This is a genomic window from Natranaeroarchaeum aerophilus, assembly GCF_023638055.1.
In the GTDB taxonomy this organism is placed as follows: Archaea; Halobacteriota; Halobacteria; order Halobacteriales; family Natronoarchaeaceae; genus Natranaeroarchaeum; species Natranaeroarchaeum aerophilum.
Map to the genome: position 1 here is coordinate 403,432 of NZ_JAKRVY010000001.1, position 26,255 is coordinate 429,686.

Sequence of the window (26,255 nt, forward strand, 5' to 3'; positions counted from 1 at the left end):
TAACGGGGTCGTATGCATTTCAACCAGCGCACGCAGGACGCACTGCGCGAGGCCGGTCTCGACGTCGACGACCTCAAGCGGACCTCCGAGGCGGTCGTCGATTCGACCCGACAGACGGCCGACGAACTGGAATCTTTCTTCGGCGACGCCGATACGGTGTACTCCGATATGGAGATGGCACACAGCACCGCGGAGTTCCCCGAACACTCCGTCGAATACCTCGATCTGACGACCCACGCCGCCGAGATGCGTGGCTGGCTCCGCTTCGACACGTGGGGTGCGTACGTGGAGGACGGCCGGATCCTCGAAGATGGGCTGGTCGAACTCACGCTGGGGCCGACGGTCCACGACCGCGTCCGGTTCGCTCGCTCGCGAGAGCGGCTATGACGCGGGTCAGGCTCCGGGGAATCTACACGACGGCGCTTACCCGGCGACTGCTCGATGAGGGTCACGATGTCGTACAGGCGTCGCCGCCGATCCGCGAGCGCTTCGAGGCCGAGCTCGACGCCACTCCTCGCGACGTCTGGCTCACGGATACCGATGCCCGGCAAGGGATCGGCGTATCCGGGCCCAGTGACGCGGTCGAGGACGTCCTCGCCGACCTGCGAGTCGGTCGCGATACGCTCGTCTGGGCCGACCCAGCACCCGCGGGGGCCGTCTTCGAGGGACACGTCACCGACGCGCTCGGCAGCGGCGCGGTCGTCGCGCTCGATGAGCCCGCTGCGCCCCGACTCGAGGATATTCCGTTCCACGGCGTCGACGCCGAGGGCTTTCTCCCCTACGACGACGCCGACGGCTACGTCGACGAGGGCGATCAGGTGCGCGTGCAGGTCCACGAGCCCGCCCCGCCGTGGGCAGACCGCCGCCCGCAGGTGAGCACAGCCATCGAGATCGGCGGCGGCCTCGTCTCGCTCGCACGCGATCGCAGCGACGTCCGGGCGGACGTAAGCGGCGAGCGTGGCACCGAACTCGTCCGTACCACGGAGATGCTGCCGGTCGACGCGCCCGATGGCTGGGGAATCCGCTGGGAGCGTTCCGCGGCCGACGCCGAGATCGGACGGCTCGGCGACGCGCTCGACCGGATCGGCGACCGTGCGGAGCGGCTGGAGGACACGCTCGGCGATGCTCCCGATACGCCGGACGCCGACAGCCGGATCGCGGCGCCGAATGCGACCGCGTGGTGCTGGTTCGGCCGGGAGTCACGCCGCGAACTCGACGGGATTCGCCGGGACGTCACGGCGACCATGGCGGGCCACCACCGGATCAAGGCGGGCGACCGTTCCGCGAGCGACGCGGTCGATTTCGTCGAGGCCGTCTGCGAGCCGACCGGGGAGTTTCCCTTCACCGCGGTCGCCGACCAGTTCGGCCCCCACGAGGGCGATCGGGTCGGTCTCGGTCACGGCAAGCCCGACGGTCGGCTCATCCAGCTCGGCCGCGGCGAGGTCACCGCGATCGACGGCGACCGGCTGACACTCCGGCGCGAGATGCGGAGTGCGGGCACCTACGACGCGCTCGGGACCGAGCGCGTGCGCGGGGATGTCGCCATCACGAAACTCGTCGAGGGGCGCTGGTGGTACCCCACGATCTACCGCGGCGAGGACGGCAAGCGCAAGGGGACCTACGTCAACATCTGTACGCCGGTCGAGCTGTTTCCCGAGCGCGCACGCTACGTCGATCTTCACGTCGACGTGATCAAACGCCCCGACGGAACGGTAGAGCGCGTCGACGAGGACGAACTCACCGCCGCAGTCGATGCCGGGTACGTCTCTGAAGCGCTCGCCGAGAAGGCTCGAAGCGTTGCCACCGCCGTGGAGAACGCCCTGTAAATGAGTGACAGCCCCGGTCCCACGCCGCCCGAAGACCGCATTGTCGCGCTGGACGCCCTGCGCGGCTTTGCCCTGCTCGGTATCTTACTGATCAACATCTGGGTGTTCTCGATGCCCGAGGACGTCCTGTTCAATCCGAACATCTACGGCGACTTCACCGGCGCGAACTACTATGCGTGGCTCCTCACACACGTCTTCGCGGAGGGGAAGTTCATCGCGCTCTTTACGATGTTGTTTGGGGCTGGGATCGTCCTTTTCACTGCGAGCAAGGAGCGCAAGGGTCAGGACGCCCGGACGCTGTACTACCGCCGGACGCTCTGGCTGATCGTGATCGGGCTGGCCCACGCCTACCTGCTCTGGTTCGGCGACATCCTCGTCGCGTACGGGCTGAGCGCGCTGTGGGTCGTCACGCTGCGCCACTGGGAGGCGAGCAAGCAACTGTTGGCCGGCGTCGGGCTGCTGGCTGTACCGTCCGGTCTTGAACTGCTCGTTGCCCTGCAGCCGGGGGCCGACATCGCAGCCCAGTGGAACCCTCCACGGAGCGCCATTCAGGCGGAAATCGAGACGTACCGGAGCGGCTGGTTCGCTCAACTGGAACACCGGGTCCCCGCGGCGGTCCAGCGACAGACGTCGGGCTTCGTGAGCTACTCGTTCTGGCGGGTCAGTGGACTGATGCTCGTCGGGATGGCGCTGTTTCGACTGGAGATCCTCTCCGGCGGGCGCTCGACGGCCTTCTACCGGCGACTCGTCGTTGGCGGCGCGCTCGGAGGGCTCTCGTTGATCCTCGCGGGCGTCGCCGTCATCACCGCCGCCGACTGGTCGGCGGACGCGGCGCTGTACTGGCGGCAGTTCAACTACTGGGGCGCACCGTTGCTTGCGTGTGCCTACCTCGGTCTCGTCTTCCTCTATGCGGACTGGCGTCCCGACGGGCCAGTGACGCGCGCGCTCGCCGCGGTCGGTCGCACCGCCTTCTCGAACTACCTCTTCCAGACCGTGATTGCGACCTCCATTTTCTACGGCCACGGTCTGGGCCTGTTCGGTCGCGTCGACCGCGTCGAACTGCTGGGGATCGTCCTGCTCGTCTGGATGATACAGGTGCTCCTCTCGGTCATCTGGCTGCGATACTTCCGGTTCGGTCCGGTCGAGTGGGTCTGGCGGGTTCTCACGTATCGACGGCGTGAGCCACTCAGGAACTGATCTGTCCCCGACCCCCAGTTCGGTCGTTCCTCAGGCCTCGAAATCGTGGTCCGGGTCGTCCTCGACCTGCCGCTTCATCGACTCCCGTCGCGATTTGGCGTCCCGGCCGGTGGCTTCGAGCAGGAACTCGTTTTTGGCGTCGACGGCGTCTGCGGCCGCGTCGGCGTTGCCCTCCGCGATAACCTCCTCGGCGGGTCGCTCCTCAAAATGGACTGCAAGCTTGTCTTTCTTGCTCCCGTACTCCGCCGTTCCGGCGACGATTCGCTCGAACACGGGGTTGTCGGGGTCGCCGACGACGTACAGGTCGTTCCCTTTGAACTCCTCTGTTCCGTCGATCGTGCCGAAGTAGTCCTCGACGGTGGCTTCCATATCCGGTACGCGTTCTTCGAGATACTCGCCGCGGCGCATCTTGTACTCTTTCATGCTTGATGGAATCGGTCGGCGTTGATTTACCCGTTACGCTTGTCTATCGCTCGGCGAGGTAGCCACTGCGACACTCGGGACAGATGTCGCCCGCCCGAAGCGAGCTCCCTGAACCCGGTGCGGTAAAGCCACACTCCGGACAGACGTACTGCGACCCGTCGCCACTACCGGTCGACTCGACCGGCGTGGGCGCGCTGTCGACGCTGGTAAAGGTCGTTTCCTTGGGGGTGTCCGGTCGCTCCACGACCGCTTCACCCTCGCCCGAGCCGCCCGATTCTGGGCGCAAGCCGCCGCCGAACTCGACGTTTTCGGGTTCGCCGCTTCCGCTCTCCGCATCGAACCCCTCGTCCTCGCCGTCAACGGCTGGCCACTCCTCCTCGTCGGCCTCACCGGACCGGGTGTCGTCGGAGTCAGGCCACTCGCCGTGTCCGCGATCACGCTCCGGCTCGTCGTCGGGCTCGTTGTCCGCGTCGAGGATCACAGCGTCGTCGTCCGCGGGGTCGATCTCCTCACTCTCGTCGTCCTCTGTCGCGGTTCCGGCCTCCCGCGTCGCGGCCGGAACCTCCTCGGTATCGTCGGGCCCCTCGTCGACGAACTCCGCGTCGTGGCCGTCCCCGGTGACCTCTTCGTCGGCGGAGTCTTCGACCCCCTCCGGCGCGTTCACATCGGCGTCGGCTGCGACGCCCTCGTCGACCGCCCCTGCAGCCGGCTCCGCTCCCCCGGGCTCGTCGGTCGACTCCCTGATCGCTGTTACTTCCTTGTTCTCGCTGACGAGTTTCGTCTTGCCACACCGGGCGCACGTCTGTTCCTCCCGGATCGTTACCACGACCTCGTTCCCCTGTTCCTCGCGCTCACGCTCGACGTCGCTGTCGCCGTAGGCGTGTCCGAGGAGCGAACACCTGAGAGCCATTGTCCACGCTTACCCAACCGGACCGTAAAAAGTTGCCGCCAACGAGCGGTTCCCGCGTCGAACACCGAAGGTAAGGATAAAAACGGGTGGGGCGTATGTATCCCGTATGAAGGCACGGCCGGAGTTCCGCGACAGGCCCGCAGTCGAGGTCGCGGTGCTCGATGCGCTGGTCGACCGCAACGAGGATGGGATGACGGTGTTCGAGCTACGGTCCCACGCCGAGGTCAGCATCCACGATCTCGAAGACGCGCTCGAATCGCTGAAAGCCGACGGGCTCATCGAGGTCGAGGAGTCCGGGAGTAAAACGGTGATCAAGGCCGACCAGCGCGTCGTGCCGGAGACGACGCTCGAGGGCGACGATCACTCGTTTCTCGAGGAGTTGCGCGAACGTCTACCGTTCTGAGCTGTCGACTCCAGACGGCATTCAATTACCCACGCCGGAACCGCTGATCTTTTTCACGCATAGCCCCGAATAGGAGTAATGACAGTTATTCGCTCGGTTCACGAGGACCACGGCGCGACCTTCGCCGACCGCGGTGGACGCCAGATCGTCCGTCACTTCGGTCGCCCGGGCCGCACCCACCGCGCGGTTCGTAACGGCGTCGGCCTGATCGAGATGGCTTACGGCGTCCTGACGATCGAGGGCGAGGACCGCGTCAGCTACGTCGACAACGTCGTCTCGAACAGCGTCCCGACCGAGAACGGCGAGGGGACCTACGCGCTCGTACTCGACCCACAGGGTGGGATCGAGACGGATATGTACGTCTACAACGCGGGGGAACGCCTCCTCCTCTTTGTGCCCCCGCAGCGTGCCGAACCGCTCGCCGAGGAGTGGCGCGGAAAGACGTTCATCGAGGACGTCGAGATCGACGTGGCGACCGACGAGTTCGCCGTCTTCGGCCTCCACGGCCCGAAATCGACCGAGAAGGTTGCAAGCGTCCTCAACAAGGCCGGTGCGCCGGATCCGACCCTTTCGTTCGTTCGCGGGTCGATGGGCGACGCGGGCGTCACCGTTATTCGGACTGACGCGCTGGCAGGCGAGGAGGGGTACGAGGTCGTCTGCGCGGCGAGCGAGGCCGAGCACGTCTACGATACCCTGCTGAACCACGGGCTCAACGCTGCCCCCTTCGGCTACGACAGCTGGGAGACGCTGACGCTCGAAGCCGGGACGCCGCTGTTCGATACCGAACTAGAGGGTCAGATCCCGAACGTGCTCGGCCTTCGCAACGCGGTGGACTTCGAGAAGGGCTGTTTCGTCGGCCAGGAGGTCGTCTCCCGCGTCGAGAACCGCGGTCGGCCGAGCAAGCGACTCGTCGGCCTGACCTGCGAGGCGCTGCCCGCGGCCGGTGCAGCGGTGTTCGACGGTGACGCCTCGGTCGGCGAAGTGACCCGCGCCGCCGAGACCGAGATGATCGACCAGCCCATCGCGCTCGCGCTGGTCGGATTCGACGCCGCGGAGACCGACGGCCTCACCGTACGCGTCGACGGCGAGGACGTCCCGGCGACGCTCACTGAGCTTCCGTTCGTCGAGGGGAGCGACCGGTCGGGACGACTGCCGAGCTACGAGTAGCCGGTCCGTACGACCGCTTTACCGCCCGAGATCCTCGTGTGCGCTCGACAGATGCCGGGACGCCAGCGCGGCGAGCAAGGAGAGCTCCCCGGCGAGTGCGCCGACCGCGATGATCTCGGCGAGCTCGTCGGCGTTCGAACCGGCGGGATCGCCGCCGCCGCGGACGCCCAGCACGTCCAGGGCCTCGGCCTGCGTGGGGAGTTTCGTCCCGCCGCCCACGGTACCGACTTCCAGACTGGCGATGCTGACGCTCGCGTAGAGGCTGTCGCCCCGCTCTTCGATCGTCGTGATTGCGTTCGAGCCCTCGACGACCTGTGCGGCGTCCTGGCCAGTCGCGAGGAAGGCGGCGGCGACGACGTTCGCGGCGTGGGCGTTGAAGCCGAGACTGCCCGCCTTGGCGCTCCCGACGAGGTTCTTTCTGGTGTTTGCCTCCTCAATGGCCTCGGGCGTCGTCCCGAGTCGCTCCTCGACGAGCTCGCGGTCCAGCTCCACGTCGGCGGTGACGCTCCGGCCGCGGCCCTGGACGGCGTTGATCGCCGCCGGTTTCTTGTCCGAACAGAGGTTGCCCGAGAGTGCGACCAGATCGGCGGGCGTCTCGTTCTCGACGAGTTCGCAGGCCTCGCCCGTGGCGATCGTCGCCATGTTCATCCCCATCGCGTCCTTGGTGTCGTAGGCAAACCGCAGATAGACCGAATCGCCGACGACGTACGGTTCGACGTCCAGTAGTTCGCCGTGGCTGGTCGTCGACTCGGCAGCCTCGCGCAGGCGCTCCGTGTTCTCGCCGACCCAGTCGACGACTTCCTTTGCCTCGACGATACCCTGTACCCGAAAGACCGGCGCGCGGGTCATCCCGTTTTTCGTGACGCGGGCCTGCGCGCCGCCCGCCGAGCGGATCGCCGAGAGGCCGCGGTTGACGCTCGCCAGCAGCGCGCCCTCGGTCGTCGCGAGCGGGAGATAGTACTCGCCGTCTGCGGCCCCGCCGTCGATCTTGACGGGACCCACCACGCCCATCGGGAGCTGTGCGCCGCCGATGGCGTTCTCGATGTTCGCGTCGGCGTCGGCAGCGTCGAAGGCGTACTCTCCGACGGTCGAGAGGTCGGCACCGGTCTCGCGCTCGACCAGCAGGCGGCGGGCCGTCGCGGCGGTCTCGTGGTCCGCGTGCTCTTCGAGTTCGTACAGGCGCAGGTCGCCGTCCTGAACGCGGTCGGCGAGGTCGGCAGCGTCAGTCATAGTTCGGCAGAGTGTCGCCCGGCCCCTAACAGTTGCTCTTTGTGGGCGGATCCTGTCGATGAGTTCGTCTCGTCGGACTCCATTACAGCATACTTCGAAATATGAAGTATTATGATACAGTATTCGAAGTTAGTGGCAGGACACCGAAACGCAGTACTTTTCGCCGGGAAATACGCCGAATATGGATACCATTCGCGATCTGGCTCCCGGGGACGCCTGGGAACTAGTTGCGCTTTACGAGGAGTACGACTGGTGGGAGGACCGGAGTGTCGAAGACGTCCGCCGCGCACTCGCCGAGACGGAGGTTGCCGTGGGCATCGAAGCCGACGGTGATCTCGTGGCGACGGCGCGTGTGTTGACCGATTACACCTACTACGCGAACGTCTTCGACGTGCCCGAGGGCGGCGTCGAAGAGATGGTGCGCATGACAGATAGACAGCGGACGCCCGCGTCTTCAGGCGCGGGAGGATGTCAAGTATTCGAGAGAGTGAGCGCCGATCACGCGTGAGCGTCGATCCACTGGCAGAACGCGTCGAAATCGGTCGCTCCGGCGTCATCGGCGATCGTGCGGAGGGTTCCAGTCCGGAGCTCGTCGTGTAGCGGTACCGTTATCCGCCGCCGGTCGTCCTCGTTTGTCGGATGCTCGTAGTACAACTGTGCATGATCGCCCGTCGTTCGACGCCACTCGAAGCCGCCGACGTTAACAAGTACTTTCACGACTTCTCTGCCCGAGAACGTTCGCCGGCCCATCTCAGTCGAGAACGTCCGGTGGTTCAGTATCTCCGGTGACGTTCTGGTCGGGGTCGATTTCTGCACTCCGGAGTTCGTCGTCGGTCGGTTCCCGCCCGACCTCCCCTTCCTGTAGCGCGACTGCTTCGTCCAGGTTCTCCAGTGCGGCCGCACGTGACCGACCCTGCGTTGTAACTCCCGTTGTGACGTCTCTGGCGATCCACCAGTCGTCTTCGCGCCACAGACGGATCTCGTCGTCGTGATCGTCTCCGTTCCGCGTGGAACTCGCCATCGTACCTGTTTTGTCCAACCTATCTCATAAGGGTTTGCCCCACTTCGGCCAATACGTACCGCTCACCGGTACGCTCTGCCACGTCTCGACCCAATAGCTAAGGTATTACACCAGGTATTACTCCATATGAGCGAAACCACACGTATCACCGAGAAGGGGCAGGCAACGATCCCGAAACGGCTCCGTGATAAGTATAATCTCGAACCGGGCGACCAGGTCGTCTGGCTAGAGGGGGAGGACGGCATCGTGGTCCGCAAGCGTACCCAGTCGGGTGGTCGCGGGTTGCTTGCGCCCGATGCGGACGCCGACGAGCGGGCAGCGATCGCCGAACGTCTGAGCGAGGGCACGCGTGAGGCCCGCGACCGCGAGTACGATCTGTACGAATGAGTGGCCACTACACTGCCGATGCCGTCGCGCTGTATCACTACCTTGCTGACACGCTCCCACCAGCCGCCGACGAGATCATGGCTGAAGCGGAGGCGGGCGTCAGCATCGTCGAAGCCCCGGCAACAACAGTGGCCGAAGTGCTCTACGGTGTTGCACGCACCGAAGCGGTAGCGGGACAACCGTTGTCCGTCTCGCCGATCGACGCCCAGCGTGGTCTGCTTGCGGACGGACCGATCAAGCGCGTCGATACGACTGCAGGCGAACTCGCCATATTCGGCAGCCCTGCGGATCACCTGAGCTTGCACGACGCACTCGTCGTGGCGAGCTACCGGCAGCGGAACACTGATGCCATCCTCACGAACGATCCCGAGATCGACGCGCTCGGCGACGCCACGATCTGGGAGTAATCGGTCGGTGTGCTTTTGCCCGCGCCTCGCCTACGACGAGTCGATGAAACTGGGCTTTTTCGAGTCGCTGACGATGGTCGGTGCGCTCGCGGTCGCTATCCCGATGGTCTATGCTGGCGGGAGCATCTACCTCGCAGGAAACCCGATTGGACTGTTCTTCGTCGCCCTTGGGGTTGTGATGGTGCTCGCCGAGCGGTTCATCACGACACCCTTTGACGTGCCCTCGATCGTCGCGAAAAAGACCGTCGGGCGGCTCATGACCGACCCCGAGGAGACCGAGACGGACACGGCCGAGAGCAAGTAGCTACGCGCCCGGCTCCATCGACAGCGGATACTCGACCAGCGGTCGAACGCCATCTTCCTCGACGACGACAACATCGCCCAGCGCCACGTAGCCCTGCTGGGCGTCGGCAAGGCCGGGCCGAACTACGAGCACCGTCCCGGCGGAGAGCTCCGTCGTACCGTCCACCGCCGGGGGCTCCCGCTGATCGAGCCCGACGCCGTGGCCGAGGTTCGCGATGACGTCACCCGACTGCGGAGAGGGATCGAAGCCGTACGCGCCGATTTCGGCGACCAGTTCGCGGTGGAGTTCACCGGTCGTGACGCCCGCGCCGGCGTCGAGCGTGGCAAGCGCCGCCGAGCGGGCGTTGGTGACCGCGACGTGGGCGCGACGCTCCCACCCGCCGTCGCCGTCGACGACGAGTGTTCGGGTCAGGTGGCCGTGATAGCCGCCCGGTTCTCGGGGACTGAGCGACACTGTGATGGTCGAGCTGAGCGTGACCGGCACGTCGGATTGAGGGGGTTCCGGTGGGCCCTCGATCCCGATTCTGGTTGTCCCACAGGGGAGTCCTCCCGCAGTCGCGACCGCCTCGCCGATCGCTTCGCGCAAGCGCCCGGTCGTCACCACGTCGCCGTCCCATAGCAGTCGGTCACCGGACCGGTCGGCGGCCGTGAGCACCTCTTTTGCCCGGTCCATCCCGGCCGTAGCGACGCCCTGTGCGACCGTTATTTCGGTTCGCTCGCCCGCTGTTTTCCCCCGACGGGCGCGCTCGACGGCATCCGTTGACGAAAGCGCGTAGTCGGCCGATACATAGAGGGCTGCGTCGTGTGGGATCGTCGGCGGCGTCAGAACGGTCTCGTCGTGGGAATCCAGTAGTTCGTCGAGGACCTCCGCGGCCGCCTCCCCGGGATGCTGACGTCGCGCGTCGAACCGCCTGATGCGCCCGGTGGCTCCGGGAACAGACTCGACAGTCGAGGGGACACAGAGGACTGTCGCATCCGGGGTGTACACGAACGCAGCGGTCACCGGTTCGTCGTAGCGGGTGAGATATTTGAAGACCGATTCACTTCCAACGTGGACGAACGCGGCGGCGTCGCGCTCGCTCAGTTCGGCGTCCAGCCAGTCGAAGTCCCGGGGCAGCACCGCCGGCGAGGGGTCGCCGGTCATCCGGTTACTGTGCTTCCATCGGTTCGAGCGCCTCGGTCAGCAGCTCGTCGACCGGCCGCTCGTCGGGCTCGTTGTGTAACAGGACGTCGATCGGCAGCGTCGGCGCGCCGCTAACGAGGTTCTCCATGATGACCAGTCGCTCGCGAGCGCGGCTCATCCCGACGTAGAAGACGCGCCGTTCGTTGTCGGTCAGCGTCGGCACGGGGCTGGTTGTTTTGGTAAACTCCTCACAGCCTGGCACGTCGGTCGGGTCCTCGACCGTCGCTGCCATCTGCTCGACGACCTTCTCTGTCAGGTCGGTCCCGACGAAGACGTGATCCGCTTCGCGACCTTTCGCGCTGTGGATCGTCCCCAGTCGGACGCGCTCGGTGTCCATCCCGAGGTACTCGCCGACGGCGAAGTAGGCGGTGACGCTCTTTTTCTGGAAGCTGGTCACCTTGCGGGACATGTCCGCAGCCGACTTCGGGCCGGGCATGAAGGGGACGTGCTCGCCGATCAGCTCGGGCTCGATCGTCAGGTTCACGATGTCGTCGACGCCAGCCTCCTCCTCGCGTTCTTCGATCGCGTCGAACAGCTCGTCGCGCTCGTTCGAGCCGAACGCGGAGTCGGCCAGCATGTCGGCGAGCCGTCGCGCTTCGAGGCCGTTGATCGGTTCGTCGGCGTCGAGCGCCTCGATCGCACGGACGAACTGGGTGAGTCGGTCGGTCCACATTCGCTGGTCGGTGAGGACGCTGAAGGGGATCCCTTCGGTGATGAACTCGTCGATGAACTGGAACATCTGGTAGCGCGCCCGGAAGAGCAACATCACGGTCTCGTCGTCGGTCTCGTCGACCGTTGCGCGGACCTCGCGGACGACATCGAGCATCGACGGGCTTTCCTCGGCCTGGACAACCCCACCCTCCTTTCGCGGGTTGAGATCCTTGTCCTGACGCTGGTCGATGTGGCGGATCTCCCGGTTGACGACGTTCAGGACGTTCGAGGGGAGCCGGTAGGAGTTCGGCAGGATGACGTCCTCGTCGACTTCCTCGTCGAGCAGGAGAGCGGGATCAGCCCCCTGCCAGGAGTAGACGACCTGGTCGTCGTCCCCGGCGATCAGCACCTTCTTCATGTAGGGTTTCCACTCCTCGTAGACGTCGTACTGCAGCTTCGTGATGTCCTGAAACTCGTCGATCACCAGATGGTCGACGTTCGGGAGCAGCGAGCGCTGTTTGACGCGTTCGAGCATGTCGGCGAAACCGACGACCCCCTGATCGCCCTTGTAGTTGCGCCACGCCCGGATCGCCTCGGGGACGTCGACGCGGTCGTCGTCGCTGGGCCACGTCGGTGTGTACTTCCCGCCATCCTGTGCGTTCGGGTCGACATCGGGCGGCAGCCGAACCTCCTCGACGTCCCACTGGAAGGGGACATCGTACCAGTCGGAAACGTCACGTCGGGTGCGCTGGAGCCACTGGCTCGTCGCGATGATCTTGTTGCCAAGCGTCGTCGAGCGGGCGGTGCGGCGGCCCGCGCCACCGTACTCGTCTTCGAACTCGATGCCGTACTCCTCGCAAAACTCCTCTTTGTCGGACTCACCGACGACATCGTTTCGGGAGAGATTGAGTAGCTCGTAGGCTTTCGCGTGCATCGTACAGACGTTGCCCTTGAGCGCCCGCGGGTTCTCATCGAGACGTTCGGCCAGCCGCTCGCGGATCTCGGCGGCGGCAGCACGGGTGTAGGAGACGACCAGCACGTCACGCTGGCTCACCGTTCCGTCTTCGAGCAGCTCTTCGACCCGGTCGAGAAGCGCCGTCGTCTTCCCGCTTCCGGGACCACCGAATAGACGGGTGACGTGCGTTTCGGCTGCAGTCATTACACAGTTACACGATACGAACGATTATAAGCCCCGTGGCTTCCCTGCGGTCAGTTCCCCCGCGAAGAGCGCGCTTTCCGGACGTCGTTGCCCTCCCGGATCAGATCGTCACACTCGGGACAGACTCTGGGCTCGTCGACGCCGCGTGGTGTGAATACCCGGGCATAGTCTACCGTGACAAACGAATCGCAGTTCTGACAGTGTGGCATAGTTCTCCCAGACGAACGTGAGGAACCCACCTATATAATTTTGCTGGCGTACTGCATCTAAGAATTAACACCACACCTATCGGAGTGAAGGCTGTCCGGTGACATTCCGGACGCTCCGCTGTGAACGTCTTGTCAGGCTCGAAAAATCGTCGATATCGATCAGTAACTGTCGCTACGTCCGGTGTGGCGTCCAGTCACACACAGAACAACTGGACGCCTCCTGATCGTGGAGGCCGCCACATTCGGGGCACTGCAACTTGTTATAGTTCCGCTCCCATCCTACGGGTTCTGTCTCGTGACCGTTCCGCGAAAGGAAGTTGTCGATCAGGTCGTCGCCGGCATCGTTGGGTGCGGACGCCATACACGGTACGTGTTCACACACCACGGTAATAAAGGTTGGTGGCTCTGCAGTTCTTGCCCGCTATTTTCGTAAACGAAGTGATCGGTGGACGAGCGTGCAACTATCCGCAACTTGAGAGTGCGTTCTCAATCTCTGTTTGTCTTCTATCCGCAGCAGGTCCGGTCAACAAACTAGATACAGAACGGCGCTCAGGCCTCTTCGAGCGCGCCATCCCAGTCCCGGTAGCCTCCATCGAGATTGAGCACGCGGGCGTCCTCGTCGACGCCCTCGTAGGATTCGAGCATCCGGGCGGCCTGCTGTGAGCTCTGCCCGATCGGGCAGACGACGACGATTTCGTTGCCCCAGTCGTGTTCGTCGACACGCTGGGGGAGTTCGGGAAACGGGATGTTCTCCGCGCCGGGGATGTGGCCCTGTGCGAACTGTGGCGGCTGTCGGATGTCGATTACCTGTACGTCATCGCCGTTTTCGAGCTTCTCGGTGACCGTTTCGGGAGCGATATCCTCGACCATCGTTAGCGGATGTTGGCCACGATTCGGGTAAAGGGCTTCGACAGGGTCCCAGCGACTGGCTCCGACCGCCCCGTTTATTCGCATCGCTGCCCTACCCCCTGCTATGACCGATCTGAACCTCGACCCGGTCCAGCTGGACCGGTACTCCCGGCACGTCATCATGGACGACGTGGGACCGGAGGGCCAGAAGCGCCTGCTCGACGCCCCGGTGCTCGTGATCGGTGCTGGCGGGCTGGGTGCGCCGATCATCCAGTATCTCGCCGCCGCGGGTGTCGGGCGAATCGGCATCGCCGACGACGATGTCGTCGAACGGTCCAATCTCCAGCGGCAGGTAATTCACGCCGATGCGGACGTCGGGCGGCCGAAAGTCGACAGCGCCGCGGAGTTCGTCGAGGCGCTGAACCCCGATGTCGATGTCGTGAAACACGATGTCCGTGTCACCGCCGAAAACGTCGACGAACTGATCACCGACTACGATCTCGTGATCGACGGTAGCGACAACTTCCAGACGCGCTATCTGGTCAACGACGCCTGTACGCTCGCGGGCGTCCCCTTCACTCACGGTGCGATCTTTCAGTTCGAGGGCCAGATCACCACGTTCCCCGCCGACGAGGAGTCGCCGTGTTACCGCTGTGTCTTCCCCGAAGCGCCCCCCGAGGGGATGGTGCCCAACTGTGCGACTGCGGGCGTGCTCGGCGTACTTCCCGGCACTGTCGGCTGCATTCAGGCGACAGAGGCCGTGAAGATGATCCTCGGAGACGGCGATCTACTGGATGGCCGACTCCTGTTCTACGACGCGATGGCCATGGAATTTGACGAAATCGAGATCCGAACGAACCCGGACTGTCCGGTCTGTGGGGAGGATCCTGCGATCGAATCTGTCCAGGACGTCGAGTACGTCGAGACGTGCTCGATCGGTGCAGACTGAGTACGATCGAGGTCGGTGTACCGTGGCGAAGGTCTATTGTTGCGCTCACAGAGGAATCACGTATGGACGATAGTTCCGGGCACACGACCGACCGAGTGACGCTGGCCCGGCTTCCGTCAGGCGTGGCGATCGAGACGACGGTTCACCGGTACGAGGGCGTCGAGTCGGGGCCGACGGTCTACGTGCAGGCCGCCCAGCACGGCCGCGAGATCAACGGCACCGAAGTGCTCAGACGGGTTCACGACCGACTCGCCGCCGACGTACAGGCGGGGACGGTTATCGCTGTCCCAGTCGCGAACCCTATCACGTTCGATCGGGTGTCCTACACGACGCCCGAGCAACTGGACAGCGTCAACTCGAACATGAACCGGGTCTGGCCGGGCCGGGAGGCAGGGACGCTGCACCAGCGAATGGCCGCTCGACTCTGGACGTACGCGGCGGATGTGGATCTCGTCGTCGACCTGCACACCGGCAGTCCCGAGATGTTACCGCACGTCGTCTACACTGCGGGTGACGAGCGATCCCGGGAGCTGGCTGAAGCGTTCGGCACCGACCTCCTGCTGGCAGAACCCTCCGGTGAGGACGCGCCCGACGAGTGGCGACAGCGTGGCTTCGGCGGAAAGCTACGGGTCGCGGCTGCCAACGAGGGGATTCCGGCGATCACGCCCGAGCTGGCCCACAACAAGCAGTTCGTCGAGTCGGCAATTGACACCGGCATCACGGGGCTGTTCAACGTTTTGCGAGAACTCGACGTCCTGTCCGGATCGCCGGTCGACAACGGGGAGACGCGACAGGCACGGAACCACCTCGGTAACGTCGACGCCAGCTCATCCGGGCTGTTTCGGGTGACTGCCGAGTACGAACTCGGGGAGACAGTCCCGGATGGTGCGACGCTCGGAACGGTATACGATCCGACGACATACGAACGGCTCCAGACCGTCCGTACTGACCGTGCAGGTGTACTCTACGCGCTCACACGGGAAGCAACAGTTACCGTCGGAGACCGGCTTGCGGGGATTGCGGTCGTCGATTAGAAGATGTTGGCCTGCCGGTAGACGTTGATCCCCTCGCTGGTGATCTCGTACGGTTTGGTTTCTCGGGAGTGGTTGGCGTCCCTGATCTTCTGGATCTCGATCGCCATCTGTGTCTCCCGGAAGTCCGAGGGGCGGATATACCGGAGCACGAACACGGCATCGGTCAGATACTCGACGATACCATGCCGGGAGGCGAAGGCCGTATCCTCGCTGGCTTCGCTCGTCATCAGTGTCGTGACACCCGACTGTTTCAGGCTCTTTGTGAAGTTGTAGATCTGGTTGCGTCGTGTCGCCCGTTCGTCGTACATCATCTCCAGGAGGGAGACCGAGTCGAGCACGAGCCGGGAGGCTCCGAACTCGTCGACCAGCCGTGGGAGTTCGCTCCGGATGCTCTGGAGGCTGTTTGCCATCTCGACGGGGTCGATATCGACGACGGCGAGGTCGCCCGCATCGGCATACTCGTCGAAGGCAAACCCCTTCTCGGTCGCACTCCGGATGACGCGCCGCCGTGATTCCTCCAGCGTGATGTAGACGCCCCGCTCGCCGTTGCGAAGCCCCTCGGCGAGGAACTGCAGGCCGAGCGTGGTCTTGCCGGTTCCGGCGCTCCCGATCGCGACCATCAGGGACTGGGCGGGGACGCCACCCTGAATCATCGCGTCGAGCCCCTCGATGCCGAGCGCGATCCGGTCGATGTCGGAGTCGGGATCCTCCTCGAACCCCCCGCTGTCGAGGGTCTCGAAGTCGTCCGTTCCCATGTCGAACTCCCCACCGAAGTCGAACTCGTCGCCCAGATCGTCATCGATGTCGTCGGTGGTCTCCGCCGGTAGATCCGGCGCGCTCCCGAGGGCTTCGCCAAAGCCCTGATCGAAGAGTCCCTCGCCGGTGTCGTCGCCAGTTGCCTCCTCTCCCTCCGGGTCGGATGCAGTCTCCGCGGTTGGTATCATCCCATAATCCGCACCGGTATCGGCCTCCTCGTCCGCGATATCCTCGAATGCCTCCTCGAGGTCGGCGGCGGCTTCGTCGAACGCCGTTGAGGCGTCTGATTCGGCGGCTTCGCTGAACGCCATCGGATCCGATTCGGCAGCTTCGTCGTCGCTATCCCCTGTCGTTCCCTCCCTGTCAGCCCCGTCTGTGTCGTCCTCGGCTTCGACAGCCCATTCGCCCACGAACAGGTCGTCTGTCTGGTCATCGGCGTCCTGTTCGAACCAGTCTTCCTCCGGTTCGTCGTCATCCATCGTGATCACCGGCCGGTTCCGACCCGAACATTATAGCCGTCGCTGCACGACACTCGTCGTGTACGTGGGACGGACGCTCCGGATCGGTCCTGGTGAGGTGACTCATTCTCGGTGACGACGCTGGCAACCGGCACTCGTTGCGGTACTATCCCCACCCAGACACCGATACCTGATTAACTTTGCTCCAACCACCCAGCTGTGTGGTGAGTTCCCGGAACGTATCGGCGGGTTTACGGATGCGGGTATGTGAATAGCACACATGAACTATCTTCTCGGCACGGACTCGGTCCATACCACCGCGAGCGCCTGTGATTATCTGGAGCAACGTGTTGATGCCGCCGATACCGTGGTCGCAGTTCACGTCCAGTCGACGGAGGGCGACACGCGGGATGGCCGCGAGGCGCTCAACGTCGCGACTGTTCGGCTCGGCGCGATTGCCGATGTCGTGACCGAACAGCGCACTGGCGATCCGGCCGAGGAGTTGCTCGCCAGTGCCACCGGTCACGATGTCGACGAACTGATTATCGGTCCCCGGAGCGGCGAACCCGGAAGTGATAGCAGGGCTGGCTCCGTTGCCACCGAACTACTCTCACAGTCCTCGATACCGGTCGTCGTGGTTCCGCTGGAGGCGCTGTGACAACCACTCAGTCGTTCAGAGGTCACAGCTCGCTTCGAAAACTATAGTTAAACACTTCGAACGCTGTAGTAATACGCTTCAAAAACTGTAGTGTTGGATCACGCCCGGAGACAGCACAGGGCCACTACCCGATCAACACGTCGGCCTCGCCTCGATACCGGCTGCAGGTCTCGCCCACCCACGCCCGTAGCTCCGGTGCGCGACTCACGACCAGTGCGGCCGGATCGCCTGCCGCATCAAAGACCACACAGACGGCGGTCTCGTCCAGCAAGAGGAGTCCAGTTGGTGAGTCCCCGTCATGGCCGTAGAGGGTGACCGACGTATCTGCCAGACGGGACTCGACGACCGCGAGCGCTGGGCCGTCGAGACGTTTGCGGGCCGCGCCCGTGAGGACGACCGAGGCGCGTAGACCGTCGATCTCGCCTGCCGAATCCAGCAGGGATGTGGGAAGCGCGGGCAGGACGCCAACCGCGGCGTCGGCGTCGGCGACAAGCGAACGCAGCTGCTCGGTGGGCGTCGGCTCCGGTCCCGTGATCGTCGTCGTGGCGTCTAGCTCGTCGAACGGGACGTCGAGAACGTCCTCGACGAAGCCGATGAGGGCGGCTTTCGGTCCGGTATCCTCCCGACTCGTCGCACCGTCCTGGGGCGTCCTCCCGTCCGTTGTATCCGGAGGCATCGACGGCCACTACCCGCTCTACGTTGTTGAAACCTCGCTGTCGAGTCACGGTGACCGAGCTCCCCGTCGAGTGCGCTACGAGGTGCGCTTCTCCGCGAGGCTCTCGCGGAGAAACGCGACGACCGTCTCGGCAACCGACCCGTGCTGGCCGACGAAAAAGTGGTCGGCGGCGAGGTCGTCGGTGCGGTGGCCCAGCTCTCGGGCGCGCTCGACGACTGACTCCCATTCGACTGTCGAGTCCCGCACGCCGTAGACGACCTGTACCGGCGCGTGGATGGCTTCGAGTGCAGCGAGGGCGTCCAGTTCGGACCCGAGTGTGGCGGTTGGCGCGAGCGCCGAGACAGCATCCACCTGGGTCTCGGCGGCGGCGAGCAGCGCGACCGTCGCCCCGAAGCTGTACCCGAATAGTCCGACCCGGACGTACCGGTCGCTGGCCCACGAGACCGCGTTCTCGGCGTCAGTGCGCTCACCGCGTCCCCCGTCCCACGGGCCGTAATCGAAGCGCAGACAGTCGATTCCGGTCGCGACGAGCGCGTCCGAGACGGCGGTCAGTCTGGCGTCGTGACGGCTCCCGCCGTGTTCGGGATGGGGCGGGCAGGCGACCACAACTGCGTCGCTCGCACCACCGTCCTGATCGAGCGATGCCCGAACGTCGCGCCCGCCGGGGACGAGCACCGATTCTGACATACGTTCCGGTTACGTCGATGATGTTTTTAATCACGCGGTACACACAAGAGGTATGGGAGTACTCTCGCGCGCCAGCTACGTTATCCGGTCGAAGGTGAACGCCCTCCTCAACCGGGCCGAAGACCCGGGTGAGACGCTCGATTACTCGTACGAACAGCTCCGGGACGAGCTACAGGACGTCAAGAAGGGAATCGCCGACCTGACGACCCAGAAGAAGCGTCTGGAGATGCAGAAACGAAAGCTCGAGGACAACGTCGAGAAACACAACGAACAGGCCCGACAGGCCGTCAAACAGGACCGCGAGGATCTGGCTCGCCGCGCCCTCGAAAAGAAGAAGACGAAGATGACCCAGATCGAGGAGCTGGAGGGCCAGATCGCCGACCTCCAGAACACACAGGACGGGCTCGTCGAACAGAAAGAGACCCTCCAGCAGCGCATCGAGGAGTTCCGCACCAAAAAGGAGACGATCAAGGCACGCCACGAGGCCGCCGAAGCGAGCGCGCGCGTCTCCGAAGCGGTGACGGGTGCAGGAGATCAGTTCGGCGACGTGAACCGGGCGATCGAGCGCGCCGAGGAGAACACCGAAGAGCTGGAGGCTCGCTCCGCAGCGCTGGACGAACTGCAGGAGGAAGGCGTCCTCGAGGATCAGCTCTCGGACAAAAGCGACCTCGAGCGCGAACTCGAAGATGTCCACACGCAGGGGACGGTCGAGTCCGAACTCGATACGCTGAAAGCCGACATGGGCAAAGAGACCGAGAGCGAATCGACGTCAGATGATCCCCAGTCGGTCGCGGAGCCGGACCTCGAAGCGGAACTCGACGAGGACGTCGATGTCGACGCCGAACTCGCCGACTCGGAGATCGACGCGGAGCTCGAAGAGCTGCGCGACGACGAGAACTGACCAACCGGGGTATTTCCGGCTTCGAGCCCCAGTAATCATATGGTTCGACTCTCGACGGTACTGATCGGCCTCGGCGTCCTGATCGCGCTCGTGCCAATCCCCCTGCCGATTCCCGGAGTCGGGTTCCTCGGAGGCCTCCTGTTGGCGCTGTTCGGAGTGGCTCTGCGGTTGTTCGGTCTCTAGACTGGCTGTTTTTGTGCTGTCAGATCGACAGTAGACAGGAGATGAAAGAGCACGATCCGGGTTCGCTCGGCGGGAGCCGCGACGAAGGCGGGCTTCGCAGTCGCGTTTTGCTGACGACTGATCGCTGGCTCCTGACCGCCTGCGTGCTGGGTGCGGTGTTCGCGACGCTGGTCGCCGCGAGCCTGCTCGGACTTGCGCCACTGGCCCGGATCGTCGACGAGCAGGGTGGCGTCCAGTTTCTCTTCACCGCCTTTATCGGTGCGATCATCACGGGGACCTCGGTCGTCGTCACGATCAGTCAGCTCGTGCTCGCACAGGAGCTGGGGGCGGTCGGCGACCAGCGCGAACGCATGGAGGAGTCGATGGCGTTTCGCGAGGACGTCGAGCGCGCGGTCGACGCCGGGGTTGCCTCGCCCGAGCCAGCCGTGTTTCTCGCCGAGTTGCTGGAGGGAATCGAGAGTCAGGCACGGACACTCGACGATACGACGCCGTCGGGAACCGAAATCGACGAGTACGTCCAGCGGCTGGTCGATCGGACTCAGGGGGTTACCGGGGCTCTCGACGACGCGCAGTTCGGGACGTTCGGCGTCATCCGGGCAGCGCTTCGCTTTGACTACTCGCTCCAGCTCTATCACGCTCGCCGACTCCGTGCCGAACACTGGGAAGGCCTCGACACGTCAGCCCGCGACGCACTCGACGAGTTGATCGACGAGCTGACGCTCTTTGGCCCGGCGCGGGAACACTTCAAGACGCTGTATTTCCAGTGGGAGCTGATCGAGCTGTCCCGCGCGATGCTGTACGTCTCGATCCCCGCGCTGGTCGTGATGGGCGGGTTGATCATGTACGTCGACGCGGCAGCAGTCCCCGGCGTGACGCTCGGCGTCGATCACCTCGTCTGGCTCACGAGCGCGGGCTTTGCCGTTGGAATCGCTCCGTTCGTCGTCTTCATCGTCTACGTCCTGCGAATCCTGAGTATCGCCAGGCGAACGCTGGCGATGGGACCGTTCGTGCTCCGGGAGACAGATCGGGAGACGACGTAGTCGGATCGTTTTTGCTCGGCCACGCTCTACTGTCGCCCGTGTCACCCACGTATCCGGACGAGCTGGACGAGCAACTCGACGACGACGCCCCGTTCGTCCTCGACATTCGGCCTCGAACCGCCTACCAGTCGGGGGCGATCGAGGGCAGCCATAACATCCCTGTCTACGACGAGCTCCGTGGCGGCGACGAGTCGTCGTTCCGCGCGGGCTTCGACGAACTCCCCGACGACGAGGAGATCGTCGTCGTCTGCAAGATGGGGATCGTCGCGAAGCGCGCGACTCAGATCCTGACCGACGAGGGCTACGACGCGAGCACGCTTGCGGGCGGGATGAGCAGCTGGAACGGCTACCAGTCGGGCTCGCTCGGATACAAACTGCGATCCCTGTTCTGGAGTGTGCGCCGGTAGCGCCACGCTTTTTTCACCGACCACCGGAGCTATCGGTATGCGATTGCTCGCCGTGCACGCCGACGCGCTGTCCTGTGAGCCGGTCCACTCGCGGGGGGATGTAGAGCCGGAGGAGTATCCCGACCCGGTGTCTGCTGACAGCTGTATCGGCGCGTTCGTCGGCGTCGAGACGGGCGACGGCGGGCGAATGGGGGCGGTCGCCACAGCGGCGGCCGCCGAACTCCGTGCGGCGAGCGACCAGCTCAACACCGACACGGTGGTGCTCGTCCCGACGCCCCACCTCGTCGACGACACGGCCGAGCAGGGCGTCGTGGCGGCCGTGCTCGACGAGATACGGGCCGGGCTCTCCGATCGTGACGTCCGATCGGTTCCGTCGGGCTGGCATCTCGAATGTGACCTGCGGACGAAGGGCCATCCCTACGCGGTTCGGTCCAGACGACTCACTGGCGAGGACCACGTGGACGAGGCGACGGGCGAGACCGCGTGGTTCCTCGCGGGCGACACGAGTGCAGACGGCCCGGACGCCAATGATCCGCCGGTACCCATCCAGGACGCCACCGCGGTTCCGGCTGTGCTCGACGGGATCGTACGCGGGGAGCGACGCCACCCCCGACTTGGTGAGATCCTCCCAGCCCACGGGATCACAACGAGTGACGAAGCGGCGACAGGAGGCGGACTACGATGGACGCCCCGGGGCCTGACGATGCGCGCGTGCATCCGGGCGCTGCTCGACGAGCGGTTCGCGGACGCGACGCCGATCCGGACGCCGGAGCAACTGAATCCCGCGACGACGGCGATCCGCGAGCACGTCGCGGCCGCGGGCTGGACCGTGGAGGGGCCGTCGGTGACCCGTCGGGCGCTCTGTCCCGGCCATCTCTCGGCCCTCGCGGACGCCGATCTCGACGCCGACGCGCTTCCGGCGACGCTGTGGGAGGTCGGCGAGTGCGAGCGCCCGGACTCGGCCCCCCAGAAGGTGACGCTTCCGGAGGCTCACACCGCGACGACCGATCTCGATGCCGCGCTGGCGGTTGTCGAGGAGCGGCTGGGGCTGTTCGACGAGCTCGATTCGACGCTCGGGATCGATCGCGTGCCGGTCGTGCGCGTCACCGACGAGTTCTATGCGGCCCACGAGCAGTGGGTCGAGGGGGTCGTTGGGCGCTTCGAGGGGCCGGTCGCCGTCGAGCGCGGCGCGGTCGAGCACCCTTTCTCCGTGGCGTTTTTCGCGTCGGTCGGCGACGACGTCGTCGAGCTGGGCTGGCTCCGGGTCGATGTCGACGGCCCGGCGCGGTTCGGTGTCGAGTACGCCGATGGGACGCGCCGCTCGACGCCGGTCGTCGTCCACACCGCCCCCGTCGGGACCGTCGAGGCGCTGGCCGCGACGGTGCTCGATCCGGGCGTCCCGACGTGGCTTGCCCCCACACAGGTCCGACTGCTTCCGATCGACCAGGGACAGGTAGCGCGCTGTCGGAGGGTTGCGGCGACGCTGTCGGGGGCGGGGGTCCGTGTGGATATCGACGACAGGGCGCGGACGGTCGGGGAGCGCATCGCGGCTGTGACGGATCGGGTCCCGTACTACGCAGTGATCGGTGACCGGGGCGACGGGGAACGACTGCGCGTCACCGACAGCGAGACCGGCGCGACGGAGGAAACGACACCCGCGGCGCTCGCCGAACGGATCGGGGCATCGACGCCGCTCGATCGACCCGTGTCGCGCCGCGGGCCACTGTGTCTGAGCGACCGGCTGGTGGTCGGCGGGTCGGAGTAGGACGGTTCGGCCTACCAGCGGTGGTGAACGTGCTCGTGGACGGCGGCCTCGTAGATGTCCCGGACCGCACCGTGGGTTGCGTGTGAAAGCGAGCCTGCCTCGGAGACGGCGGCGTTCTGGCGGACATGCTCGGGCGAGGTCGAGCCTGGAATAACCGACGAGACTGCCTCGTGGTCGAGGATCCAGCGGAGCGTGAACTGGGCCATCGTGAGCTCCTCGGGGACGAGCGGGCGGAGCTCCTCGACGGCGTCGAGGCCGGTCTCGTAGGGAACTCCGGCGAACGTCTCGCCGACGTCGAAGGCATCGCCGTCGCGGTTGTAGTTGCGGTGGTCGTCCTCGGGGAACTCCGTCTCGCGGTCGAGCTTGCCGGTCAGCAGCCCCGACGCGAGGGGGACGCGGACGATGACGCCGACGTTTCGGCGTTTTGCCTCGCGGAAGAACAGTTCGGCCGGGCGCTGACGGAACGGGTTGAAGATGATCTGGATCGTCTCGACGCCGGGATACTCGATCGCTTTGAGCGCCTCCTCGACGCGCTCGACGCTGACGCCGAAACTGTCGATTTTCTCCGCGTCGGCGAGGGCGGCCAGCGCGTCCCACGGCTCGGGTCGGTAGTACGCGTCGGTCGGCGGGCAGTGCAGTTGCAGGAGATCAACTGTATCCTCGCCGAGGTTCTCGCGGGAGCGATCGACGAACGCTTCGAGATGCTCGCGGTCGTAGTCCTCGGCGACGTGCGGGTCGAGTCGCCGCCCGGCCTTGGTCGCCACCGTCACCTCGTCGTGGGCCTCTCGTTCGTCGAGCACCTCGCGGATCAGGCGCTCGCTGCGCCCGTCGCCGTAGACGTCTGCAGTGTCGATGAAGTCGATCCCGGCGTCGAGGGCGGTCCGGATAGCCTCACGGCCCTCCGCTTCCGATACCTCGCCCCAGTCCGAGCCGATGTTCCAGGTGCCGAGGCCGATTTCCGAGACATCAAAGCCAGTGTCGCCGAGTCGTCGGTGTTGCATACCAGTTGGTTCGTCCCCAGCCACCTAACGGTTGGTCAGGCGGCAAGCGTGTGCTGTGCCGAGTAACGATTCCGAGTTCTGATACCATACCCCTCGGTACATGTATGTGGTTAAAACACGTCTATGTGGCAATGAGCGAACACTCGCGGTCGGACCGCGAAAGGCTTCCACCAGTCGGTGACGAGTCGGAGACGGTCCACGAGGTACTTTTTCGAGAGATAGCGGATGCCGTCTTTCTGCTCGATGTCGAGTCGACGGAGGGCGACTACAGGTTCAGGTTCCGCTGGAACAACGCTTCGCATCGGCAGCGGACGGGCTTTTCGACCGACGACCTGCGCGGGAAGACGCCACGGGAACTGCTCGGTGACGATCGGGGTGCAACCATTGCCGACAACTATCGTCGCTGTGTCAGCGCCGGGGAGACGATTCAGTACGAAGAAACTCTGGAGCTGCCAGATGGAACGAGCCACTGGCAGACGAAACTCACTCCGGTCACCGAGGACGGGACAGTCACACGGATTATCGGCGTTGCTCGGGATATCACCGATCAAAAAGAACGAGAACGGGAACGTCGGGCGATGGCACGCCGATTCGAGACCGTGCTCGAAACCATGTCCACGGCGGTGTTTCTGAAAAGCACCGATGGCGAGTACTACCTGATGAATCGGGCCTGCCGTGAACTGCTCGGTATCGACGACGAAGATATCACCGGACTGACGGACGAAGATATCTTTCCCCCTGATGTCGTCGAACAGGCTCGTACGGACGATCGGACGGTCGCCGAGACCGACGAGATGATCGAGGTCGAGGAGACGGTGCCAACGAAGTCGGGCGACAGCATCCGTCTCACTCGAAAGTCACCCGTGTATGACGAGTCCGGCGAGATTACTGCCATCTGTGGCGTCTCGACCGATATCACCGAACGGAAACGACGCGAACAGGAGATAGAACAACTCACCGAGCGCCTTTCGCTCGCACTCAGGTCGACGAACACAGGCGTCTGGGAACTGGATCCGGCGACCGACGAGGTGATCTGGACCGAGTCGATGGAACGCCTGTTCGGGATCGACCCCGGTACGTTCGATGGAACGTATGACGGGTTCGCAGAGCGCGTGCATCCGGATGATCTGCCCGCTGTGGATCGTGCAGTCGACCGATCGGTCTCCACGGGCGAACCGCTCCAGATCGAGTACCGTATCCAGGCAGACGACGGCAAACACCGATGGGTCGAATCCCGCGCTGAACTCGTGGGAACGAACGATGACGAGCGTCGGATGATCGGTGTCGCTACAGATATCAGCGACCGGAAGGAGTACGAGCAGGCCATCGAAGCGACACAGGAGAAGCTCAGACAGATCATCGATCTCGTCCCGGACCTGATTTTCGTTAAAAATAGTGAGGGGGAATATCTACTGGCAAACGAGGCGACTGCAGCAGCGTACGGGGCCACCCCCGAGGAGATCGAGGGGAACCGCGAAGCCGAGGTCATCCCGGATGCCGACGACTCAGAGGAGTTCCGTCGGGACGATCTGGACGTACTCTCATCGGGGCAGCCGAAAACGATCCCCGAAGAGGAACTGACGACCGCAGACGGCGAGACGCGAGTTCTGGAGACGACGAAGATCCCGTATCAGGTCGCCGACAGCGGTGACGAAGCGGTGCTCGGATACGCTCGCGACATCACCGCGCTCAAGGAGTACGAAGAGACGCTAGAACGCCAGCGCGACAATCTAGAAGTGCTCAATCAGGTTGTCCGTCACGACGTCCGCAACGCACTCCAGCTCGTGCTCGCGTATGGAGCAACGCTCGAACCGCACGTCGACGAGGGTGGCGAGGAGTATCTTCGTCAGATCCTGGAGGCGGGTCGCGAAGCTGTGGATATCACCCGAACCGCCGGTGACGTTACCGAGGTACTGCTTCACTCCGATGGTGACCGTCGGCCTGTTTCCCTCCGGCACATCCTCGAAGCGCAAGTCGAGGAGGCCCGCTCCAGTCACGAGCGTGCGATCGTTTCGATCGACGGTACCGTTCCGGATACGCGAGTGTTGGCTGATGATCTGCTGGAATCCGTGTTCCGAAACCTGCTGAACAACGCGGTCGTCCACAACGACACCGACCTGCCCAGTATCACCGTTTCGGCGACTGTGACGGAGGAGCGAACTCGCGTGCGCGTCGCCGACAACGGTCCCGGAATCCCCGACGAACGGAAAGACGAGCTCTTCGAGCGAGGCCGAAAAGGGCTCGACAGTGACGGGACCGGAATCGGGCTCTACCTCGTCCGAACGCTCGTCGACCGCTACGGCGGTGATGTCTGGGTCGAAGACGCGGACACTGGGGGCAGCGCGTTCGTCGTCGAGCTAGAGCGGCACGTATCAGAGGACGCGTAGCTATCGACCGCTGTCCCGTCTGCCACCC

Annotated in this window: 32 protein-coding genes; 18 read left to right on the forward strand and 14 right to left on the reverse strand. The window is 64.7% G+C overall.

Translation table 11 applies throughout. The features are described 5' to 3' along the window. The first annotated feature begins 12 nt into the window (after positions 1–12). From AArcSt11_RS01965 to AArcSt11_RS01975, 3 genes are read left to right on the forward strand one after another with little or no spacing between them, the layout of a single operon-like run. On the forward strand, positions 13–387 hold the full coding sequence (locus tag AArcSt11_RS01965) for a DUF7532 family protein (protein WP_250594084.1): 375 nt from the start codon (positions 13–15) through the stop codon (positions 385–387). Next, complete coding sequence (locus AArcSt11_RS01970) at positions 384–1,826, forward strand: ribonuclease FAU-1 family protein (RefSeq protein WP_250594086.1); 1,443 nt, start codon at positions 384–386, stop codon at positions 1,824–1,826. Before AArcSt11_RS01965 ends, AArcSt11_RS01970 begins: the two co-directional genes overlap by 4 nt. Then, entirely contained in the window at positions 1,827–3,023 is a 1,197-nt protein-coding gene (locus AArcSt11_RS01975) for a DUF418 domain-containing protein (protein ID WP_250594088.1), read from the forward strand. A gap of 30 nt (positions 3,024–3,053) precedes the next feature. On the opposite strand, the gene AArcSt11_RS01980 is transcribed toward AArcSt11_RS01975, so the two are convergent. Next, positions 3,054–3,446, reverse strand: coding sequence for a DUF5611 family protein (locus tag AArcSt11_RS01980; RefSeq protein ID WP_250594090.1), 393 nt, complete (start codon positions 3,444–3,446; stop codon positions 3,054–3,056). 43 nt (positions 3,447–3,489) lie between these two features. Then, positions 3,490–4,356 (reverse strand): DUF7093 family protein, encoded by an 867-nt coding sequence (locus AArcSt11_RS01985; RefSeq protein WP_250594092.1) that lies wholly within the window; start codon positions 4,354–4,356, stop codon positions 3,490–3,492. A 106-nt stretch (positions 4,357–4,462) separates the two neighbouring features. On the opposite strand from AArcSt11_RS01985, the gene AArcSt11_RS01990 reads away from it, so the two are divergent. Then, the gene (locus AArcSt11_RS01990; RefSeq protein ID WP_250594094.1) at positions 4,463–4,759 is read left to right on the forward strand and encodes a DUF6432 family protein; all 297 of its coding nucleotides are present in this window, start codon (positions 4,463–4,465) and stop codon (positions 4,757–4,759) included. 78 nt (positions 4,760–4,837) lie between these two features. After that, positions 4,838–5,926 (forward strand): CAF17-like 4Fe-4S cluster assembly/insertion protein YgfZ, encoded by a 1,089-nt coding sequence (gene ygfZ, locus AArcSt11_RS01995; protein ID WP_250594096.1) that lies wholly within the window; start codon positions 4,838–4,840, stop codon positions 5,924–5,926. A gap of 18 nt (positions 5,927–5,944) precedes the next feature. On the opposite strand, the gene hmgA is transcribed toward ygfZ, so the two are convergent. Beyond that, positions 5,945–7,156, reverse strand: coding sequence for a hydroxymethylglutaryl-CoA reductase (NADPH) (hmgA, locus tag AArcSt11_RS02000; RefSeq protein WP_250594098.1), 1,212 nt, complete (start codon positions 7,154–7,156; stop codon positions 5,945–5,947). 181 nt (positions 7,157–7,337) lie between these two features. Between hmgA and AArcSt11_RS02005 the strand changes: the two genes are divergently transcribed. Continuing rightward, positions 7,338–7,664, forward strand: coding sequence for a GNAT family N-acetyltransferase (locus tag AArcSt11_RS02005; RefSeq protein WP_250594100.1), 327 nt, complete (start codon positions 7,338–7,340; stop codon positions 7,662–7,664). Here AArcSt11_RS02005 and AArcSt11_RS02010 read toward each other — a convergent pair. Both AArcSt11_RS02010 and AArcSt11_RS02015 read right to left on the reverse strand, forming a co-directional pair. Beyond that, positions 7,655–7,906 (reverse strand): type II toxin-antitoxin system HicA family toxin, encoded by a 252-nt coding sequence (locus AArcSt11_RS02010; protein WP_250594102.1) that lies wholly within the window; start codon positions 7,904–7,906, stop codon positions 7,655–7,657. The two genes, AArcSt11_RS02005 and AArcSt11_RS02010, sit on opposite strands and share 10 nt — an antisense overlap. Position 7,907: 1 nt before the next feature. After that, complete coding sequence (locus AArcSt11_RS02015) at positions 7,908–8,177, reverse strand: type II toxin-antitoxin system HicB family antitoxin (RefSeq protein ID WP_250594105.1); 270 nt, start codon at positions 8,175–8,177, stop codon at positions 7,908–7,910. A gap of 126 nt (positions 8,178–8,303) precedes the next feature. On the opposite strand from AArcSt11_RS02015, the gene AArcSt11_RS02020 reads away from it, so the two are divergent. From AArcSt11_RS02020 to AArcSt11_RS02030, 3 genes are read left to right on the forward strand one after another with little or no spacing between them, the layout of a single operon-like run. Further along, complete coding sequence (locus AArcSt11_RS02020) at positions 8,304–8,564, forward strand: AbrB/MazE/SpoVT family DNA-binding domain-containing protein (RefSeq protein ID WP_250594107.1); 261 nt, start codon at positions 8,304–8,306, stop codon at positions 8,562–8,564. After that, on the forward strand, positions 8,561–8,971 hold the full coding sequence (locus tag AArcSt11_RS02025; RefSeq protein ID WP_250594109.1) for a PIN domain-containing protein: 411 nt from the start codon (positions 8,561–8,563) through the stop codon (positions 8,969–8,971). The genes AArcSt11_RS02020 and AArcSt11_RS02025 overlap by 4 nt, the downstream gene beginning before the upstream one ends. A gap of 43 nt (positions 8,972–9,014) precedes the next feature. Continuing rightward, positions 9,015–9,275 carry a DUF7533 family protein gene (locus AArcSt11_RS02030; protein WP_250594111.1) on the forward strand — a complete coding sequence of 87 codons (261 nt, stop codon included), beginning with the start codon at positions 9,015–9,017 and terminating at the stop codon, positions 9,273–9,275. Here the strand turns inward: AArcSt11_RS02030 and AArcSt11_RS02035 are convergent, their stop codons facing one another. From AArcSt11_RS02035 to AArcSt11_RS02050, 5 genes are all read right to left on the reverse strand, one after another. After that, entirely contained in the window at positions 9,276–10,418 is a 1,143-nt protein-coding gene (locus tag AArcSt11_RS02035) for a M24 family metallopeptidase (RefSeq protein ID WP_250594113.1), read from the reverse strand. Between the two features lie 4 nt (positions 10,419–10,422). Continuing rightward, positions 10,423–12,267, reverse strand: a complete 1,845-nt coding sequence (locus tag AArcSt11_RS02040) for a UvrD-helicase domain-containing protein (protein ID WP_250594115.1) — start codon at positions 12,265–12,267, stop codon at positions 10,423–10,425. Positions 12,268–12,317: 50 nt separating this feature from the next. Continuing rightward, positions 12,318–12,476, reverse strand: coding sequence for a DUF7563 family protein (locus AArcSt11_RS17200; RefSeq protein WP_434803488.1), 159 nt, complete (start codon positions 12,474–12,476; stop codon positions 12,318–12,320). A gap of 172 nt (positions 12,477–12,648) precedes the next feature. Beyond that, positions 12,649–12,837 carry an HVO_0416 family zinc finger protein gene (locus tag AArcSt11_RS02045; protein ID WP_250594118.1) on the reverse strand — a complete coding sequence of 63 codons (189 nt, stop codon included), beginning with the start codon at positions 12,835–12,837 and terminating at the stop codon, positions 12,649–12,651. A gap of 188 nt (positions 12,838–13,025) precedes the next feature. Next, positions 13,026–13,346: a rhodanese-like domain-containing protein gene (locus AArcSt11_RS02050; protein WP_250594120.1), complete on the reverse strand. Its 321-nt coding sequence runs from the start codon at positions 13,344–13,346 to the stop codon at positions 13,026–13,028. A 103-nt stretch (positions 13,347–13,449) separates the two neighbouring features. On the opposite strand from AArcSt11_RS02050, the gene ubaA reads away from it, so the two are divergent. Together ubaA and AArcSt11_RS02060 are read left to right on the forward strand one after the other, a co-directional pair. Further along, positions 13,450–14,274, forward strand: coding sequence for an SAMP-activating enzyme E1 (gene ubaA, locus AArcSt11_RS02055; protein ID WP_250594122.1), 825 nt, complete (start codon positions 13,450–13,452; stop codon positions 14,272–14,274). Positions 14,275–14,336: 62 nt separating this feature from the next. After that, positions 14,337–15,308, forward strand: coding sequence for a succinylglutamate desuccinylase/aspartoacylase family protein (locus AArcSt11_RS02060; RefSeq protein WP_250594124.1), 972 nt, complete (start codon positions 14,337–14,339; stop codon positions 15,306–15,308). On the opposite strand, the gene AArcSt11_RS02065 is transcribed toward AArcSt11_RS02060, so the two are convergent. After that, a complete protein-coding gene (locus AArcSt11_RS02065) occupies positions 15,305–16,543 on the reverse strand; it encodes a KaiC domain-containing protein (protein WP_250594126.1) in 1,239 nt (412 codons plus the stop codon). The genes AArcSt11_RS02060 and AArcSt11_RS02065 overlap by 4 nt on opposite strands. Before the next feature lie 259 nt (positions 16,544–16,802). Here AArcSt11_RS02065 and AArcSt11_RS02070 point away from each other — a divergent pair, with 259 nt between their 5' ends. After that, the gene (locus AArcSt11_RS02070; RefSeq protein ID WP_250594128.1) at positions 16,803–17,180 is read left to right on the forward strand and encodes a universal stress protein; all 378 of its coding nucleotides are present in this window, start codon (positions 16,803–16,805) and stop codon (positions 17,178–17,180) included. A gap of 124 nt (positions 17,181–17,304) precedes the next feature. Here the strand turns inward: AArcSt11_RS02070 and AArcSt11_RS02075 are convergent, their stop codons facing one another. Continuing rightward, positions 17,305–17,856 (reverse strand): transcriptional regulator FilR1 domain-containing protein, encoded by a 552-nt coding sequence (locus AArcSt11_RS02075; RefSeq protein WP_250594130.1) that lies wholly within the window; start codon positions 17,854–17,856, stop codon positions 17,305–17,307. A gap of 75 nt (positions 17,857–17,931) precedes the next feature. Next, positions 17,932–18,543, reverse strand: a complete 612-nt coding sequence (locus tag AArcSt11_RS02080) for an alpha/beta hydrolase (protein WP_250594132.1) — start codon at positions 18,541–18,543, stop codon at positions 17,932–17,934. Between the two features lie 52 nt (positions 18,544–18,595). Between AArcSt11_RS02080 and AArcSt11_RS02085 the strand changes: the two genes are divergently transcribed. From AArcSt11_RS02085 to AArcSt11_RS02105, 5 genes are read left to right on the forward strand one after another with little or no spacing between them, the layout of a single operon-like run. Further along, the gene (locus AArcSt11_RS02085; protein WP_250594134.1) at positions 18,596–19,444 is read left to right on the forward strand and encodes a PspA/IM30 family protein; all 849 of its coding nucleotides are present in this window, start codon (positions 18,596–18,598) and stop codon (positions 19,442–19,444) included. A gap of 39 nt (positions 19,445–19,483) precedes the next feature. After that, positions 19,484–19,627, forward strand: a complete 144-nt coding sequence (locus tag AArcSt11_RS02090; RefSeq protein WP_250594136.1) for a hypothetical protein — start codon at positions 19,484–19,486, stop codon at positions 19,625–19,627. 41 nt (positions 19,628–19,668) lie between these two features. Next, the gene (locus AArcSt11_RS02095) at positions 19,669–20,667 is read left to right on the forward strand and encodes a DUF7972 family membrane protein (RefSeq protein WP_250594138.1); all 999 of its coding nucleotides are present in this window, start codon (positions 19,669–19,671) and stop codon (positions 20,665–20,667) included. Positions 20,668–20,705: 38 nt separating this feature from the next. Continuing rightward, positions 20,706–21,074: a rhodanese-like domain-containing protein gene (locus AArcSt11_RS02100; protein ID WP_250594140.1), complete on the forward strand. Its 369-nt coding sequence runs from the start codon at positions 20,706–20,708 to the stop codon at positions 21,072–21,074. Positions 21,075–21,111: 37 nt separating this feature from the next. Beyond that, positions 21,112–22,839 (forward strand): threonyl-tRNA synthetase editing domain-containing protein, encoded by a 1,728-nt coding sequence (locus AArcSt11_RS02105; RefSeq protein ID WP_250594142.1) that lies wholly within the window; start codon positions 21,112–21,114, stop codon positions 22,837–22,839. 11 nt (positions 22,840–22,850) lie between these two features. Here the strand turns inward: AArcSt11_RS02105 and AArcSt11_RS02110 are convergent, their stop codons facing one another. Beyond that, positions 22,851–23,840 carry an aldo/keto reductase gene (locus AArcSt11_RS02110; protein WP_250594143.1) on the reverse strand — a complete coding sequence of 330 codons (990 nt, stop codon included), beginning with the start codon at positions 23,838–23,840 and terminating at the stop codon, positions 22,851–22,853. 131 nt (positions 23,841–23,971) lie between these two features. On the opposite strand from AArcSt11_RS02110, the gene AArcSt11_RS02115 reads away from it, so the two are divergent. Next, entirely contained in the window at positions 23,972–26,227 is a 2,256-nt protein-coding gene (locus AArcSt11_RS02115) for a PAS domain-containing protein (protein WP_250594145.1), read from the forward strand. Positions 26,228–26,255 lie beyond the last annotated feature (28 nt).